Below are 12,899 nucleotides of genomic sequence, written 5' to 3'. Positions count from 1 at the left end.
GCTAGGGTCTGTTGGTATATGAATCACCCCTGCGTGGCACCCCAGAGCGGGCGCAATCTAGGCGCGAAGCGGAGCCGGGTTGGACACCCGGCGAGCATTGGCAACAACGAGTGCGCCCGCTCTGGGGTGCCACCCGAAGGGCCGGGCCGGCAAGGGGCGCCTCGCGTCGGTGCAGCCCTTGGTCGGGGCCCGACCCGCTCTGGGGTGCCACCCGAAGGGCCGGGCCGGCAAGGGGCGCCTCGCGTCGGTGCAGCCCTTGGTCGGGGCCCGACCCCGACCGGCGGCCCGCGCCTAGCGCCGCACCCCTTGCCGGCCCGGCGCAGGGGCGATTCATATACCAACAGACCCTGAACAGAACGACATGACGGCCCAACTCATCGACGGCATCGCGCTGTCCCGCCAGCTCCGCGCCGAGGTGGCGCTCCGCACCCAGGCGCTGGCCGCGCGCGGTCACACGCCGGGCTTGGCCGTGGTGCTGGTCGGCGACAACCCGGCCAGCCAGGTCTACGTGCGCAACAAGGTCAAGGCCTGCCATGACGCCGGCCTGCACTCGGTGCTCGAGCAGTACCCGGCCTCGATGAGCGAGGCCGAGTTGCTGGCGCGGGTCCATGCGCTCAACGAGGATCCGAGCATCCACGGCATCCTGGTCCAGTTGCCGCTGCCGGCCCACATCGACGCCCACAAGGTGATCGAGGCGATCTCGCCGCTGAAGGACGTCGACGGCTTCCACGTCGGCTCGGCCGGTGCGCTGATGGTGGGCCAGCCCGGCTTCAAGCCCTGCACGCCCTATGGCTGCATGAAGATGCTGGAATCGATCGGCTATTCGCCCAAGGGCAGGCACGCGGTGGTGATCGGCCGCAGCAACATCGTCGGCAAGCCGATGGCGATGCTGCTGCTCGCGGCCAACGCGACCGTGACCGTGTGCCACAGCGCGACACCCGATCTGGCCCACCACACGCGCCAGGCCGACATCGTGGTCGCCGCCGTCGGCCGCCGCAACGTGCTGACGGCGGACATGGTCAAGCCGGGCGCGGTCGTGATCGACGTCGGCATGAACCGCGACGAACAGGGCAAGCTGTGTGGCGACGTCGACTTCGCCGGTGTTTCCCGGGTGGCCGGCTGGATCACGCCGGTCCCGGGCGGGGTCGGGCCGATGACCATCACCATGCTCTTGGTCAACACGCTGGAAGCGGCGGAAAGAGCTGCGCGATGAACAGCATGGCCCGACTCTGCGAGCCTCCACGGGTCGATCCCCACCTGCGGTGGGCCCCTCGCCCTGCGCCCCCGCTCGCGGTCGATGACCATCACGATGCTGCTGGTCAACGCCCTTGAAGCGGCCGAACGCGCCTCCAACTCGATCTGATCCTCGCTGAGCCGCGCACGATGAACCCCACCACCAACCCACTGCTCGACCTCGTCGACCTGCCGCGCTTCGACGCGATCCGCCCCGAGCACGTGGAGCCCGCGCTCGACGAGTTGCTGCAGGCCGCCGACGCCGCGCTCGAGCGCGCGGTCGGTCCCGAGGTGCCGCTCGACTACGACGCCCTCTCGGCCGCGCTCGATCTGCCCGGCGACCTGCTGCACCGGGCCTGGGGTGCGGTCGGCCATCTCAACGCGGTGGCCGACACGCCCGAGCTGCGCGCCGCCTACAACGCGGTGCTGCCCAAGGTCAGCGAGCTGCTCACCCGCCATGCCGCCGACGAGCGGCTCTACGCCAAGTACAAGGCGCTCGCGAACAGCCCGCAGGCCGCCACGCTGAACCGGGCACGCCAACGCGTGCTGGCCAATGCGATGCGCGACTTCGTGCTGTCGGGCGCCGAGCTGCAGGGCGCGGCCAAGGAGCGCTTCGCGGCGATCCAGCACCGTCTGTCCGAGCTGGGCCAGGCCTTCTCCGAGCATGTGCTCGACGCCACCGACGCCTTTGCCCACTACGCCGACACCGGCGAACTGGTCGGCGTGCCGCAGGACGTGCTCGACGCGACGCGCGCCGCGGCCCAGGCCGAGGGCAAGGATGGCCACAAGCTGACGCTGCACATGCCGGTCTACCTGCCGGTCATGCAGTACGCGCAGAACCGCGCACTGCGCGAACGGCTCTACACCGCCTACGTCACGCGCGCCTGCGAAACCGGTCCGGCCGAGCGCGACAACTCGGCCGTGATGGGCGAGATCCTCGCGCTCAAGCAGGAGGAGGCCGCGCTGCTCAGTTATCCGGACGCTGCCGCGATGTCGCTGGTGCCCAAGATGGCGCGCTCGGCCTCCGAGGTGTTGGACTTCCTGCGCGACTTGGCCCGGCGCGCGCGGCCGCACGCCGAGCGCGACCTGGCCGAACTGCGCGCCTATGCCGCCGCCGAGCTCGGCCTGCCCGAGCTGCAGAGCTGGGACATCGCCTTCGCCTCCGAGAAGCTCAAGGAGGCGCGCTACGCCTTCAGCGACAACGAGGTGAAGCAGTACTTCACCGAACCGCAGGTGCTCGGTGGCCTGTTCCGCATCATCGAGACGCTGTTCGAGGTCCAGATCAAGCCCGACAGCGCGCCGACCTGGCACCCGGACGTGCGCTTCTTCCGCATCGAGCGCCGCGGCGCGGCGGGCGACGCCGCGCCGGAACTGGTCGGCCAGTTCTACCTCGACCCCTACGCCCGCCCCGGCAAGCGCCCAGGCGCCTGGATGGACGATGTGCGCGGCCGCTGGGCCCGGCCCGACGGCGTGCTGCAGACGCCGGTGGCGCACCTGGTCTGCAACTTCGCGGCTCCGGTCGGGGCCAAGCCGGCGCTGCTGACGCACGACGACGTCACCACCCTCTTCCACGAGTTCGGCCATGGGCTGCACCACCTGCTGACGCAGGTCAGCGAGATCGGCGTGGCCGGCATTTCGGGCGTCGAGTGGGACGCGGTCGAGCTGCCGAGCCAGTTCATGGAGAACTTCTGCTGGGAGTGGGAGGTGCTGCGCCACATGACGGCCCATGTCGACAGCGGCGAGCCGCTGCCGCGCGCGCTGTTCGACAAGATGCTCGCCGCCAAGAACTACCAGAGCGGGCTGCAGACGCTGCGCCAGGTCGAGTTCGCGCTGTTCGACATGCTGATCCATGCCGACCGCGAGGCCGGCGATGCGGCGCGCGTGCAACAGGTGCTCGATGCGGTGCGGCGCGAGGTCGCGGTCCTGATCCCGCCCGCCTTCAACCGCTTCCAGCACAGCTTCTCGCACATCTTTGCCGGCGGCTACTCGGCCGGCTACTACAGCTACAAGTGGGCCGAGTTGCTGAGCGCCGACGCCTATGGCGCCTTCGAGGAAGAAGGCGTGTTCAACCCGGCCGTCGGCCGCCGCTACCGCGAGGCGATCCTCGAGGCCGGCGGCAGCCGTCCGGCGCTGGAGAGCTTCACCGCCTTCCGTGGCCGCGAACCGCGCATTGACGCGCTGTTACGCCATCAGGGCATGGCATGAGCCCGTTCGGCGAGGCCCTGCGCTAGCATGACTGCCGAACAGGGGAGAAAACAAATGAAGCCTCGCATCCTCGCGCTCGTCGCCGGCACGCTGCTCGGCTCGGCCGCGATGGCCCAGCAATACAAGGTCACCGGCCCCGATGGCCGCGTGACCTACACCGACCGACCGCCGGTCACCCAGAACGCTCGCGTGCAGCCGCTCAACGCCTCGGGCGGGCCGGCACCGCAATCGGCGTTGCCGGCGGTGCTGCGCGACGCCGCCAGCCGCTATCCGGTGGCGCTCTATACCGCCGCGGATTGCACGGCCTGCGACATGGCGCGCAACTACCTCAAGCAGCGCGGCATCCCGTTCACCGAGACCACCGTCACCACCGCCGAAGACAGCGCGGCCTTCCGCCAGCGCTTCTCGGGCAGCAGCAGCGTGCCGCTGCTGACCGTCGGCGCGCAGCGATTGGAAAGCTTCAACCAGCAGGCCTGGAGTGGCTATCTCGACGCGGCCGGCTACCCGAAGACCTCGGCACTGCCGGTCGGCTACGTGGCTTCTGCCGCCGCGCCAATGGTGCCGCTGCCGGCCGACCCGGCCAAGTCGGCCGGCGTGCCGACCCTGCCGCAGGCCGCCACCGCGCAGCGCGAAGAGTCGCCAGCGCCGGGCACGCCGCCCGGCTTCAAGTTCTAGCCGAAGCTCAGCGTCTGCACGCCCTCGGGCGTGCCGAGCAGGCAGATGCTCGCGCGGTGCCGCGCGAAGATGCCGACGCAGAGCACGCCCGGCCACTGGTTGATCTCGGCCTCCATCGCCAGCGGATCGGCGATCGCCAGCCCCGACACGTCGAGGATCTGCTGGCCGTTGTCGGTCACGACGCCGACCCGCAGCTTCGCCGTACCGCCGATCGCGGCGAAGCGACGCGCCACCTGCGCCGCCGCCATCGGCACCACCTCGACCGGCAGCGGAAAGCGCCCGAGCACGTCGACGCGCTTGCTGGCGTCGGCGATGCAGACGAAACGATCGGCCAGGTCGGCGACGATCTTTTCGCGCGTCAGCGCGGCACCGCCGCCCTTGATCATGCAACCGCTGCCGTCGATCTCGTCGGCGCCGTCGATGTAGACCGGCAGCCGCTCGACCTCGTGGGTCTCGAAGACGCGGATGCCGTGCGACTGCAGGCGGGCGGTGCTGGCCACCGAGCTCGACACCGCGCCGCGGATGCGCTGCTTCTGCGACGCCAGGGCATCGATGAAGCAGTTGACGGTGGAGCCGGTGCCGACGCCGACGATCGCGCCCTCGGGCACATAGTCGAGCGCGGCGCGGCCGACGAGGGCCTTGAGTTCGTCCTGGTTCATGGTGGCCGATTATCCGTGAGCCACTCCTCGACGAGCCGCCACGGCGCCCGGAATCGGTCTGGGACAATCGGGCTCATGTCCCTGGTTCCGTACTCCCTCACCCGCCCCTTCCTCTTCAATCTCGATCCGGAGGAAGCCCACGAACTGACGCTGAGCCAACTGGCCCGCTTCCAGCACACGCCGCTGTCCTGCCTGTGGCGCGAGAGCCGGGTCGCCGACCCGGTGCACGTGGCCGGCCTGCCCTTCCCCAACCGCGTCGGCCTGGCCGCCGGGCTCGACAAGAACGGCCGCTGCATCGACGGCCTCGGCGCGATGGGCTTCGGCTTCATCGAGGTCGGCACCGTTACGCCCAAGGCGCAGCCGGGCAATCCCAAGCCGCGCATGTTCCGCCTGCCGGAGGCCGAGGCGCTGATCAACCGCCTCGGCTTCAACAACGAGGGCCTCGACGCCTTCATCGCCAATGTGCAGCGGGCGAAGTTCCGCCAGAACGGCGGCATCCTCGGCCTCAACATCGGCAAGAACGCCGCCACGCCGATAGAGCGCGCGGCCGACGATTACCTGCTCGGCCTCGAAGGCGTCTACCCGCACGCCGACTACGTGACGGTCAACATCTCGAGCCCCAACACCCAGAACCTGCGCAGCCTGCAAAGCGACGAGGCGCTCGACGCGCTGCTCGGCACGCTGCAGGAGCGGCGCCAGCAACTGATCGGCCTGCACCGCCGCACGGTGCCGATGTTCGTCAAGATCGCGCCCGACCTCGACGAAGACCAGGTCGCGGTGATCGCCGCCACACTCAAGAAGAACGCGATCGACGGCGTGATCGCCACCAACACCACGATCGCGCGCGACGCGGTGGCCGGGCTCGAGCACGCGCAGGAGCTCGGTGGCCTCTCGGGCCGGCCGGTGCTGGAGGCCAGCAATCGCGTGATCCGCCAACTGCGCCTGGCACTCGGCAAGCGCTACCCGATCATCGGTGTCGGCGGCGTGCTCAGCGGCGCCGATGCGCGCGCCAAGCGCGATGCCGGTGCCGACCTGGTGCAGATCTACACCGGGCTGATCTACCGCGGCTCGGGCCTGGTGGGTGAGGCGGCGCGGGCGCTGCGGGCCTGAGGCGCGCTCAGGCGGGCGGCAGGCGTTCGAGGATCGCGTCGGCCATGCGGCCGGCGGCACCGCGATGGGCGGCCGCGAAGTGCAAGGCGCGCTCGCCCATCTGGTCCAGTGACGTCGACACGCCGACCAGCGCCAGCGCGCGCTCGACAGCGGCCTCGATGCCCGTCACCCGCTCGCTCGCGCCGGCCGCCAGCGACAGCTCCGCCGCCTCCGCGAAATTGAAGGTCGAGGGCCCCATCAGCAGCGGGCAGCCACAGGCTGCGGCCTCGATCAGGTTCTGGCCGCCGAGCGGCTCGAAGCTGCCACCGAGCAGCGCGACGCGCGCCGCCGCGTAGTAGGCGTGCATCTCGCCGAGCGAGTCGCCGAGCCACACGTCCGAAGCCCGTGCCGCGACATCCGGCATGCCCTCGCCCCAGGCGCTGCGCCGTGACAGCGACAGGCCGGCCGCAGCCACCAGTTGCGCGACCTCGTCGAAGCGCTGCGGATGGCGCGGCACCAGCAGCAGGCGTGCGCCAGCCTCGGCACCGCGTCGCGCCGCCCATGCTGCCAGCAGCGGCGACTCTTCGCCCTCGCGCGTGCTCGCCGCGAGCACCAGCGGCCGATCGCCGCTGGCCGCACGCCAGGCTTGGCCACGTTCGAGCAGCGCCGGATCGGGGCTCAGGTCGAACTTGAGGTTGCCCATCACGCGCACCTCGCGCGCGCCGCCCTCGCGCAGGCGCGCCGCGTCGGCCTCGGTTTGCGCGAGCACCAGCGAGAGCCCTTCCATCGCCGGTCGCAGCAGTGACTCGAAGCGGCGACCGCGCGCCAGACTCTTCGCACTCAGCCGCGCGTTGGCCTGCACGATCGGCACGCCGGCGCGCACGGCAGCGGCCACCAGGTTCGGCCACAGCTCGGTTTCCATCAGCACGCCGAGCGCCGGCCGCTGGTGGACATAGAAGCGCGCCACCGCGGCCGGCGTGTCCAGTGGCAACCAGCATTGGCGATCGCCGGGATGCAGCAGTTCGCGACCGGCGGCGCGGCCGGTGGCGGTGCCATGGGTGAGCAGCAGGCGCAGGCCGGGGCGGCGTGCGCGCAGCGCATCGATCAGCGCCTTCGCGGCACGCGTCTCGCCGAGCGAGACCGCGTGGATCCACAGCGCCCCGGGCGCGACGAAGGGCTCCGCGTAATGGCCGAAGCGCTCGCCGACAGCCTCGCCATAGCCGGCCTCGGCGCGCGCCCGCCACCACAGGCGCGCGCGGTAGGCCGGCTGCAGCAGCGTCAGCAGGCCGCCATAGAGGCCGAGCGCGGTGTTCAAGAAGCGCTCACCCGGCGGCGACCTCGCGCCATGCCGACAACGCGAATTCAGGCGTGATCGGAATGGCAGCCGTGGCCTGCAGCGCCCGCGTGCGCGGCATCCAGTCGATCGCCGCGCGCCAGGCCTTGTCTTCCAGAAAGAGTTGCACGCTGGGCCTGCCGAGCGTGGCACTCAGGTGCGACAGGCCGGTATCGAGGCCGATCGAACCGGCGCTCTGCTGCAGAACACTGGTCAGGCGGTCGAGCGGCAGGCGTGGCGGCACGCGCACCGCTTCGCCGGCGTCCGCCAGCGCGCCGATCAGCTGCGAGCGCGCGCGCTCTTCGTCGGTGCCCCACGGCAGCATCACGCGCCAGCCCTCGGCCACCAGCGCCGTGGCGATGGTGGCCCAGAACGTCTCGTCGAGCAGCTTGACGGTCTTGGCCGAACCGTGGACCAGCCAGACCGCGCGCGGGTCGGCCCAAGCCACGTCGTCCGCGGGCAGCGCCGGCGGCGTCCAGTCGATCCTCGGCATGCCCTGGGGCGCGTAGGCGAGTGCGGCCGCCGCCAAGCGGCGCGAGCGCTCGACCACGTGGATGCGCGGCGGCATCGCGACCGCCTGGCTGTAGGCCCAGCGCGCCAGCGGCTCGTAGGCCGAGCCGTCGGTGCGATTGGCCAGTCCCGCGCGCACGCCACCGGCGCGCACCCGCGCCAGGCGCGCGACCAGCGCGCTCTTGATCAGGCCCTGCAGGTCGATCACCGCGTCGTAGCGCTCGCTCTGCAGCTCGGCGAGCGCGGCTCGCCGCTCCTCGCGCGAGGCGCGCCACTGCTTGCGCCAGCGGCGCAGCGCCACCGGCACCACGCGATCGACGCCGGCGATGCAGCGCGCCAGCGGAACGAAGGCCTCCTCGGCGACCCAGTCGATCGTCGTGCCGGGCAAGGCGGCGTGGATGTCGGCGACCACCGGCGCGGCATGCACCACGTCGCCGAGCGACGACAGGCGCACGATCAAAACGCGCACCGCGGCCGCCTGCCCGTCTTGCTCAGTGCGCCGCCGCGGCGATCCGCGCGTCGGGCTTGACGGCGCGGATCGCGGTCAGGAAGTCGTGCTGGATGCGCTCGAGCGCCGTCTGCGTCGTGCCCTCGAAGCGCAGCACCAGCACCGGCGTGGTGTTCGACGCACGCACGAGGCCGAAGCCGTCGTCGTACTCGGCGCGCAGGCCGTCGATGGTGATGATCTCGCGCGCACCCGGGAAGCTGGCAACCTCGCGCAGCTTCGCCACCACCGCGTGGTGCTCGCCCTCGGCACAGGGCACGTTCAGTTCCGGCGTGCTCAGGTTCTCGGGCAGCGCGTTGAGCAGCTTGCTCGGGTCCTTGCTGCGCGAGACGATCTCGAGCAGGCGCGCAGCCGTGTAGGTGGCGTCGTCGAAGCCGTACCAGCGCTCGGCAAAGAAGATGTGGCCGCTCATCTCGCCGGCGATCGGCGCGCCGGTTTCCTTGAGCTTGGCCTTGATCAGCGAATGGCCGGTCTTCCACATCAGCGGCACGCCACCGGCGGCGCGGATCTCGGGCGCCAGGCGCTGACTGCACTTGACGTCGAAGATCACGGAGCCGCCCTTGACGCGCGAGAGGATGTCGCGCGCGTAGAGCACCAGTTGGCGATCGGGAAAGATGTTCTGGCCGTCGGCGGTGATCACGCCGAGGCGGTCGCCATCGCCGTCGAAAGCCAGGCCCAGCTCGGCGCCGGTCTGCTTGACCGTGCGGATCAGGTCGACCAGGTTCTCGGGCTTGCTCGGGTCGGGATGATGGTTCGGGAAGTCGCCATCGACCTCGGAATAGAGTTCGATCACCTCGCAGCCGAGCGCGCGCAGGATGCCGGGCGCCGACGCCCCGGGAATGCCATTGCCGGAATCGACCACGATCTTCATCGGCCGCGCCAGCTTGCAGTCGCCGACGATGCGCGCGCTGTATTCGGGCAGCACGTCCATCGTGCCGACGCGGCCGTTGCCGGTGGCGTAGGCCTCGGCCTCGATGCGACGGCGCAGGCCCTGGATCTCCTCGCCATAGATCGCGCGGCCGGCGAGCACCATCTTGAAACCGTTGTAGTCCTTCGGGTTGTGGCTGCCGGTCACCTGGATCCCGCTGCGGCAGCCCTGCGCCGCACGGGTCGCGGCCACGTAATAGACCATCGGCGTGGTCACCGCGCCGAGGTCGACCACGTCGAGCCCGGTCGAGGCCAGACCGCGCATCAGCGCGCCCGCCAGACCGGGACCGGACAGTCGCCCGTCGCGCCCGACCGCCACCGCGCGCTCGCCGGCGGCGATGGCCTCGGTGCCGAAGGCTCGGCCCAGATGCTCGGCAAAGGCTTCGTCGATGGTCTGGCCGACGATGCCGCGAATGTCGTAGGCCTTGAAGACGGAGGCGTTGGTTTGCATGAATCGCTTCGAGAAGCACCTCGACCTGAGGCCGGCGCATTGTAGGGAGCGCCGGCCGGGTGCCGCCGCTCGCCTGACCCGGCCCCCGCGGCTGGCGGTGCCGGATGCGGCCGCCACGAGGGGCGGCGGATGCCCGGGCACAGGTCCGAAAACGGCGACTGCGGCCGCGCCGGCTGCCTATGATCGAGGCATGGACCAGCCCCCGACGCTCGATGCCGACACCGCCTGGCAGGCACTGCAGGCGCGCGATGCCCGCTTCGACGGCCGCATGTTCGTCGGCGTCACCTCGACCGGCATCTATTGCCGACCGATCTGCCGGGTGCGGCTGCCGCGTCGCGCCAACTGCCGCTTCTTCGACAGCGCCGCGCGCGCCGAGCATGCCGGCTTCCGCCCCTGCCTGCGCTGCCGGCCCGAACTGGCGCCGGGCCTGTCGCTGATGGATTCCTCGGCCAGCCTGGCGCAGGCGGCGGCACGGATGATCGATGCCGCGGTGCAGGCCGGCGAGGCGCCGGCGATGCCCGCACTGGCAGCGCGCCTGGGCGTGACCGATCGCCATCTGCGCCGCATCTTCGTGGCCGAGCATGGCGTGAATCCGGTCGAGTACCTGACGACGCGGCGCCTGCTGCTGGCCAAGCAGTTGCTCAGCGACACCGCGCAGCCGATCACGCAGGTGGCGCTGGCGAGCGGATTCGCGAGCCTGCGCCGCTTCAACGCGGCCTTCGTCGAGCGCTACCGGCTGAGCCCGAGCCGGCTGCGCCGCAACGGCGCCGAATCACTGCCGGCCGAGCCCTCGGCGCTGCGAATCCGGCTGGGTTTCAGACCCCCCTTCGATGCGCCGGCGCTGTTCGGCTTCCTGGACCGGCGCGCGATGGCCGGCGTCGAACTGGTGCGCGACGAGCGCTACGCGCGCAGCCTGCGGCTGCGTCACGGCAGGCAGGATCTGGTCGGTTGGCTCGGCGTGCAGGTCGACGCCGCGCGCTGCGAACTGGTGGTCGACGCCGCCCCTGTGCTGGCGCCGGCACTCGGCCTGCTGAGCGCGCGACTGCGTGACGCCTTCGACCTCGATGCCGATCCGGCGCTGATCGATCCGGTGCTCGCGCGATTGCCGCTGGCCTCGCGGCCGGGGCTGCGGCTACCGGGTTCGCTCGACGGTTTCGAGATCGCAGCACGCGTGATCCTCGGCCAGCAGGTCACGGTGAAGGCCGCGCGCACGCTGGCGCAGCGGCTGGTCGAGCGCTTCGGCAAGCCGGTAGCCACGCCGTGGCCGGAGATCACGCGCCTGTTTCCGAGCGCGGCGGCGATCGCGGCCGCCACGCCCGAGGCCATCGGCACGCTCGGCATCGTGCGCCAGCGGGTGCGTGCGCTGCAGGCGCTGGCGGTGGCACTCGCCGACGGCAGCCTCCGACTCGAACATGGCGCCGAAGCGCGGCCGGTGATCGAGCAACTGCAGGCGCTGCCCGGCATCGGCCCGTGGAGCGCCCAGCTGATCGCGATGCGCACGCTCGGCTGGCGCGATGCCTGGCCCAGCAGCGATGTCGGCCTCTGGCAGGCGCTCGGCAGCCGCGACCCCAAGCACATCGACGCGCTGGCCGAAGGCTGGCGCCCCTTCAGATCACATGCCGTGATGCGGCTGTGGCACGAGTTGGAGACTGCAGCATGAACTACCCCTGCGAACGCCTGGCGGCCCAGGCCACGATCGACACGCCGATGGGCCCGATGCTCATCGCCGCCACCGAACGCGGCCTGGCCGGCCTCTGGTTCGAGGACCAGCGCCACCACCCGGACGTGATCGACGCCAGGGTCGATGCCGGGCAACGCTGGATCGCGCTGACCGCACGGCAGCTGAGCGAGTACTTCGAAGGCCGGCGCGAGCGCTTCGAGATCCCGCTCGACGCCGCCGGCACCGAGTTCCAGCAAGCCGTCTGGCATGCGCTGTCGGCACTGCCCTTTGCCGCCACCACCAGCTATGGCGCGATCGCGCAGACCATCGGCAAGCCGGCCGCGGTGCGCGCGGTCGGGGCGGCGGTCGGCCGCAACCCGATCGGCATCATCGTGCCCTGCCACCGCGTGCTGGGCCGCGACGGCAGCCTCACCGGCTACGCCGGTGGACTCGATCGCAAGACCGCGCTGCTGGCGCACGAGGCGCGTCACAGCCCGACCGCGCTGGAACGCGCCGCATGAAGCAGCGCGACCTGTTCGAGCTGCTGCTGCTGGCGGCCCTGTGGGGCGCCTCGTTCCTCTTCATGCGGCTCGGCGCGGCCGACTTCGGCCCGCTGGCGCTGGCCGCGCTGCGCGTGGCGATCGCCGCGGCCGTGCTGCTGCCGCTGCTGCTGTGGCGCGGCGAGTGGGCGGCCATGCACCGGCACTGGAAGCCGATCGCGCTCGTCGGCATCGTCAACTCGGCACTGCCCTTCCTCGCCTACGCCTATGCGGCGCTGTCGATCAACGCCGGGCTGGCCTCGATCTTCAACGCCACCTCGCCGCTGTGGGCGGCGTTGATTGCCTGGGCCTGGCTCGGCGACCGCCTGACGCCGCCACGCGTTCTCGGCCTCGCGATCGGCTTCGTCGGCGTGATCTGGCTGGCCTGGGACAAGGCCTCGTTCAAGCCCGGTGCCGAGGCCGTCGGCTTCGCGGTGCTGGCCTGCCTCGGCGCGACGCTGATGTACGGCCTGGGTGCCAGCATGAGCAAGAAGTGGCTCGCCGGCGTCCCGCCGATGGCCACGGCCACCGGCAGCCAACTCGCCGCAGCGGTCCTGCTGTTGCCGCTCGGTCTTGGCGCGTGGCCGGCACAGCCAGCACCGCCGCTGGCCTGGGGCGCGGTGATCGCGCTCGGCGTGCTCAGCACCGGCCTGGCCTACCTGCTGTACTTCAGGCTGATCGCCCATGTCGGGCCGGCCAACGCGATCGCGGTGACTTTCCTGATCCCTCTGTTCGCGGTGCTCTGGGGCGGCCTGTTCCTCGGCGAGCGACTGACGCTCACGATGCTCGGCGGCGGCGCGCTGATCCTGCTCGGCACCAGCCTGGCGACCGGGTTCTGGCGCCCCGGAGCGCGCCAGTCGCCGCGCTGAGCGCGGCCTCTCACTCAGTGTGACTCGAAACCGCCCTTGTAGGAGCCCTTCAGCAGGCTCCACAGCGCGCCGCCGGTGAACATGCCCAGCACGTAGACCAGCAGGATCAGCAGCGTGACCGGCATCGTCATGCTGAACGCGAAGAACTCGACCGTCACCGACTGCAGGTTCTGGAACTTGAACGTCAATACCAGGATCGTCAGCAGCACGATGATCGCGATGTGCACGTAGCGCATGGAATGGC

At 71.1% G+C, this 12,899-nt stretch carries 12 protein-coding genes; 7 read left to right on the top strand and 5 right to left on the bottom strand.

Annotated features, from left to right (window positions below; genetic code table 11):
* Positions 1 to 361: 361 nt before the first annotated feature.
* The 3 genes from folD to EV670_RS05455 all read left to right on the top strand — a co-directional run bounded on the left by folD (position 362) and on the right by EV670_RS05455 (position 4,113).
* A complete protein-coding gene (gene folD / locus EV670_RS05465; RefSeq protein ID WP_130430763.1) occupies positions 362 to 1,213 on the top strand; it encodes a bifunctional methylenetetrahydrofolate dehydrogenase/methenyltetrahydrofolate cyclohydrolase FolD in 852 nt (283 codons plus the stop codon).
* Between the two features lie 170 nt (positions 1,214 to 1,383).
* Positions 1,384 to 3,438, top strand: coding sequence for a M3 family metallopeptidase (locus EV670_RS05460; protein WP_130430762.1), 2,055 nt, complete (start codon positions 1,384 to 1,386; stop codon positions 3,436 to 3,438).
* Positions 3,439 to 3,492: 54 nt separating this feature from the next.
* Entirely contained in the window at positions 3,493 to 4,113 is a 621-nt protein-coding gene (locus tag EV670_RS05455; protein WP_165393247.1) for a glutaredoxin domain-containing protein, read from the top strand.
* Here the strand turns inward: EV670_RS05455 and rpiA are convergent.
* Positions 4,110 to 4,772 carry a ribose-5-phosphate isomerase RpiA gene (gene rpiA / locus EV670_RS05450; RefSeq protein ID WP_130430760.1) on the bottom strand — a complete coding sequence of 221 codons (663 nt, stop codon included), beginning with the start codon at positions 4,770 to 4,772 and terminating at the stop codon, positions 4,110 to 4,112. The two genes, EV670_RS05455 and rpiA, sit on opposite strands and share 4 nt — an antisense overlap.
* Positions 4,773 to 4,847: 75 nt before the next feature.
* On the opposite strand from rpiA, the gene EV670_RS05445 reads away from it, so the two are divergent.
* Positions 4,848 to 5,882 (top strand): quinone-dependent dihydroorotate dehydrogenase, encoded by a 1,035-nt coding sequence (locus EV670_RS05445; protein WP_130430759.1) that lies wholly within the window; start codon positions 4,848 to 4,850, stop codon positions 5,880 to 5,882.
* A 7-nt stretch (positions 5,883 to 5,889) separates the two neighbouring features.
* Here EV670_RS05445 and EV670_RS05440 read toward each other — a convergent pair whose 3' ends face one another.
* Genes EV670_RS05440 through EV670_RS05430 form a run of 3 tightly spaced genes read right to left on the bottom strand, consistent with a single transcriptional unit; the run spans position 5,890 to position 9,587 of the window.
* Positions 5,890 to 7,176: a 3-deoxy-D-manno-octulosonic acid transferase gene (locus tag EV670_RS05440; protein ID WP_130430758.1), complete on the bottom strand. Its 1,287-nt coding sequence runs from the start codon at positions 7,174 to 7,176 to the stop codon at positions 5,890 to 5,892.
* Positions 7,177 to 7,183: 7 nt separating this feature from the next.
* Positions 7,184 to 8,173: a lipopolysaccharide heptosyltransferase I gene (gene waaC / locus EV670_RS05435; protein ID WP_130430757.1), complete on the bottom strand. Its 990-nt coding sequence runs from the start codon at positions 8,171 to 8,173 to the stop codon at positions 7,184 to 7,186.
* 22 nt (positions 8,174 to 8,195) lie between these two features.
* The gene (locus tag EV670_RS05430; protein WP_130430756.1) at positions 8,196 to 9,587 is read right to left on the bottom strand and encodes a phosphomannomutase/phosphoglucomutase; all 1,392 of its coding nucleotides are present in this window, start codon (positions 9,585 to 9,587) and stop codon (positions 8,196 to 8,198) included.
* A 190-nt stretch (positions 9,588 to 9,777) separates the two neighbouring features.
* Between EV670_RS05430 and EV670_RS05425 the strand changes: the two genes are divergently transcribed.
* Genes EV670_RS05425 through EV670_RS05415 form a run of 3 tightly spaced genes read left to right on the top strand, consistent with a single transcriptional unit; the run spans position 9,778 to position 12,655 of the window.
* Positions 9,778 to 11,247, top strand: a complete 1,470-nt coding sequence (locus EV670_RS05425; protein WP_130430755.1) for a DNA-3-methyladenine glycosylase 2 family protein — start codon at positions 9,778 to 9,780, stop codon at positions 11,245 to 11,247.
* Complete coding sequence (locus EV670_RS05420) at positions 11,244 to 11,768, top strand: methylated-DNA--[protein]-cysteine S-methyltransferase (RefSeq protein WP_130430754.1); 525 nt, start codon at positions 11,244 to 11,246, stop codon at positions 11,766 to 11,768. Before EV670_RS05425 ends, EV670_RS05420 begins: the two co-directional genes overlap by 4 nt.
* Positions 11,765 to 12,655 (top strand): DMT family transporter, encoded by an 891-nt coding sequence (locus tag EV670_RS05415; protein ID WP_130430753.1) that lies wholly within the window; start codon positions 11,765 to 11,767, stop codon positions 12,653 to 12,655. The genes EV670_RS05420 and EV670_RS05415 overlap by 4 nt, the downstream gene beginning before the upstream one ends.
* Before the next feature lie 14 nt (positions 12,656 to 12,669).
* On the opposite strand, the gene EV670_RS05410 is transcribed toward EV670_RS05415, so the two are convergent.
* The gene (locus EV670_RS05410; RefSeq protein WP_130430752.1) at positions 12,670 to 12,891 is read right to left on the bottom strand and encodes a LapA family protein; all 222 of its coding nucleotides are present in this window, start codon (positions 12,889 to 12,891) and stop codon (positions 12,670 to 12,672) included.
* Between the last annotated feature and the right edge of the window lie 8 nt (positions 12,892 to 12,899).

The organism is Rivibacter subsaxonicus (genome assembly GCF_004217215.1).
Taxonomy (GTDB): Bacteria; Pseudomonadota; Gammaproteobacteria; order Burkholderiales; family Burkholderiaceae_C; genus Rivibacter; species Rivibacter subsaxonicus.
The sequence above is the reverse complement of the archived record's forward strand: the minus strand, read 5'-3'. Positions and strand labels throughout refer to the sequence as shown.

Coding starts and splice junctions, on each gene's coding strand:
- folD (WP_130430763.1), top strand. CDS start 362: ATGACGGCCCAACTCATCGACGGCATCGCGCTGTCCCGCCAGCTCCGC.
- EV670_RS05460 (WP_130430762.1), top strand. CDS start 1,384: ATGAACCCCACCACCAACCCACTGCTCGACCTCGTCGACCTGCCGCGC.
- EV670_RS05455 (WP_165393247.1), top strand. CDS start 3,493: ATGAAGCCTCGCATCCTCGCGCTCGTCGCCGGCACGCTGCTCGGCTCG.
- rpiA (WP_130430760.1), bottom strand. CDS start 4,772: ATGAACCAGGACGAACTCAAGGCCCTCGTCGGCCGCGCCGCGCTCGAC.
- EV670_RS05445 (WP_130430759.1), top strand. CDS start 4,848: ATGTCCCTGGTTCCGTACTCCCTCACCCGCCCCTTCCTCTTCAATCTC.
- EV670_RS05430 (WP_130430756.1), bottom strand. CDS start 9,587: ATGCAAACCAACGCCTCCGTCTTCAAGGCCTACGACATTCGCGGCATC.
- EV670_RS05425 (WP_130430755.1), top strand. CDS start 9,778: ATGGACCAGCCCCCGACGCTCGATGCCGACACCGCCTGGCAGGCACTG.
- EV670_RS05420 (WP_130430754.1), top strand. CDS start 11,244: ATGAACTACCCCTGCGAACGCCTGGCGGCCCAGGCCACGATCGACACG.
- EV670_RS05415 (WP_130430753.1), top strand. CDS start 11,765: ATGAAGCAGCGCGACCTGTTCGAGCTGCTGCTGCTGGCGGCCCTGTGG.
- EV670_RS05410 (WP_130430752.1), bottom strand. CDS start 12,891: ATGCGCTACGTGCACATCGCGATCATCGTGCTGCTGACGATCCTGGTA.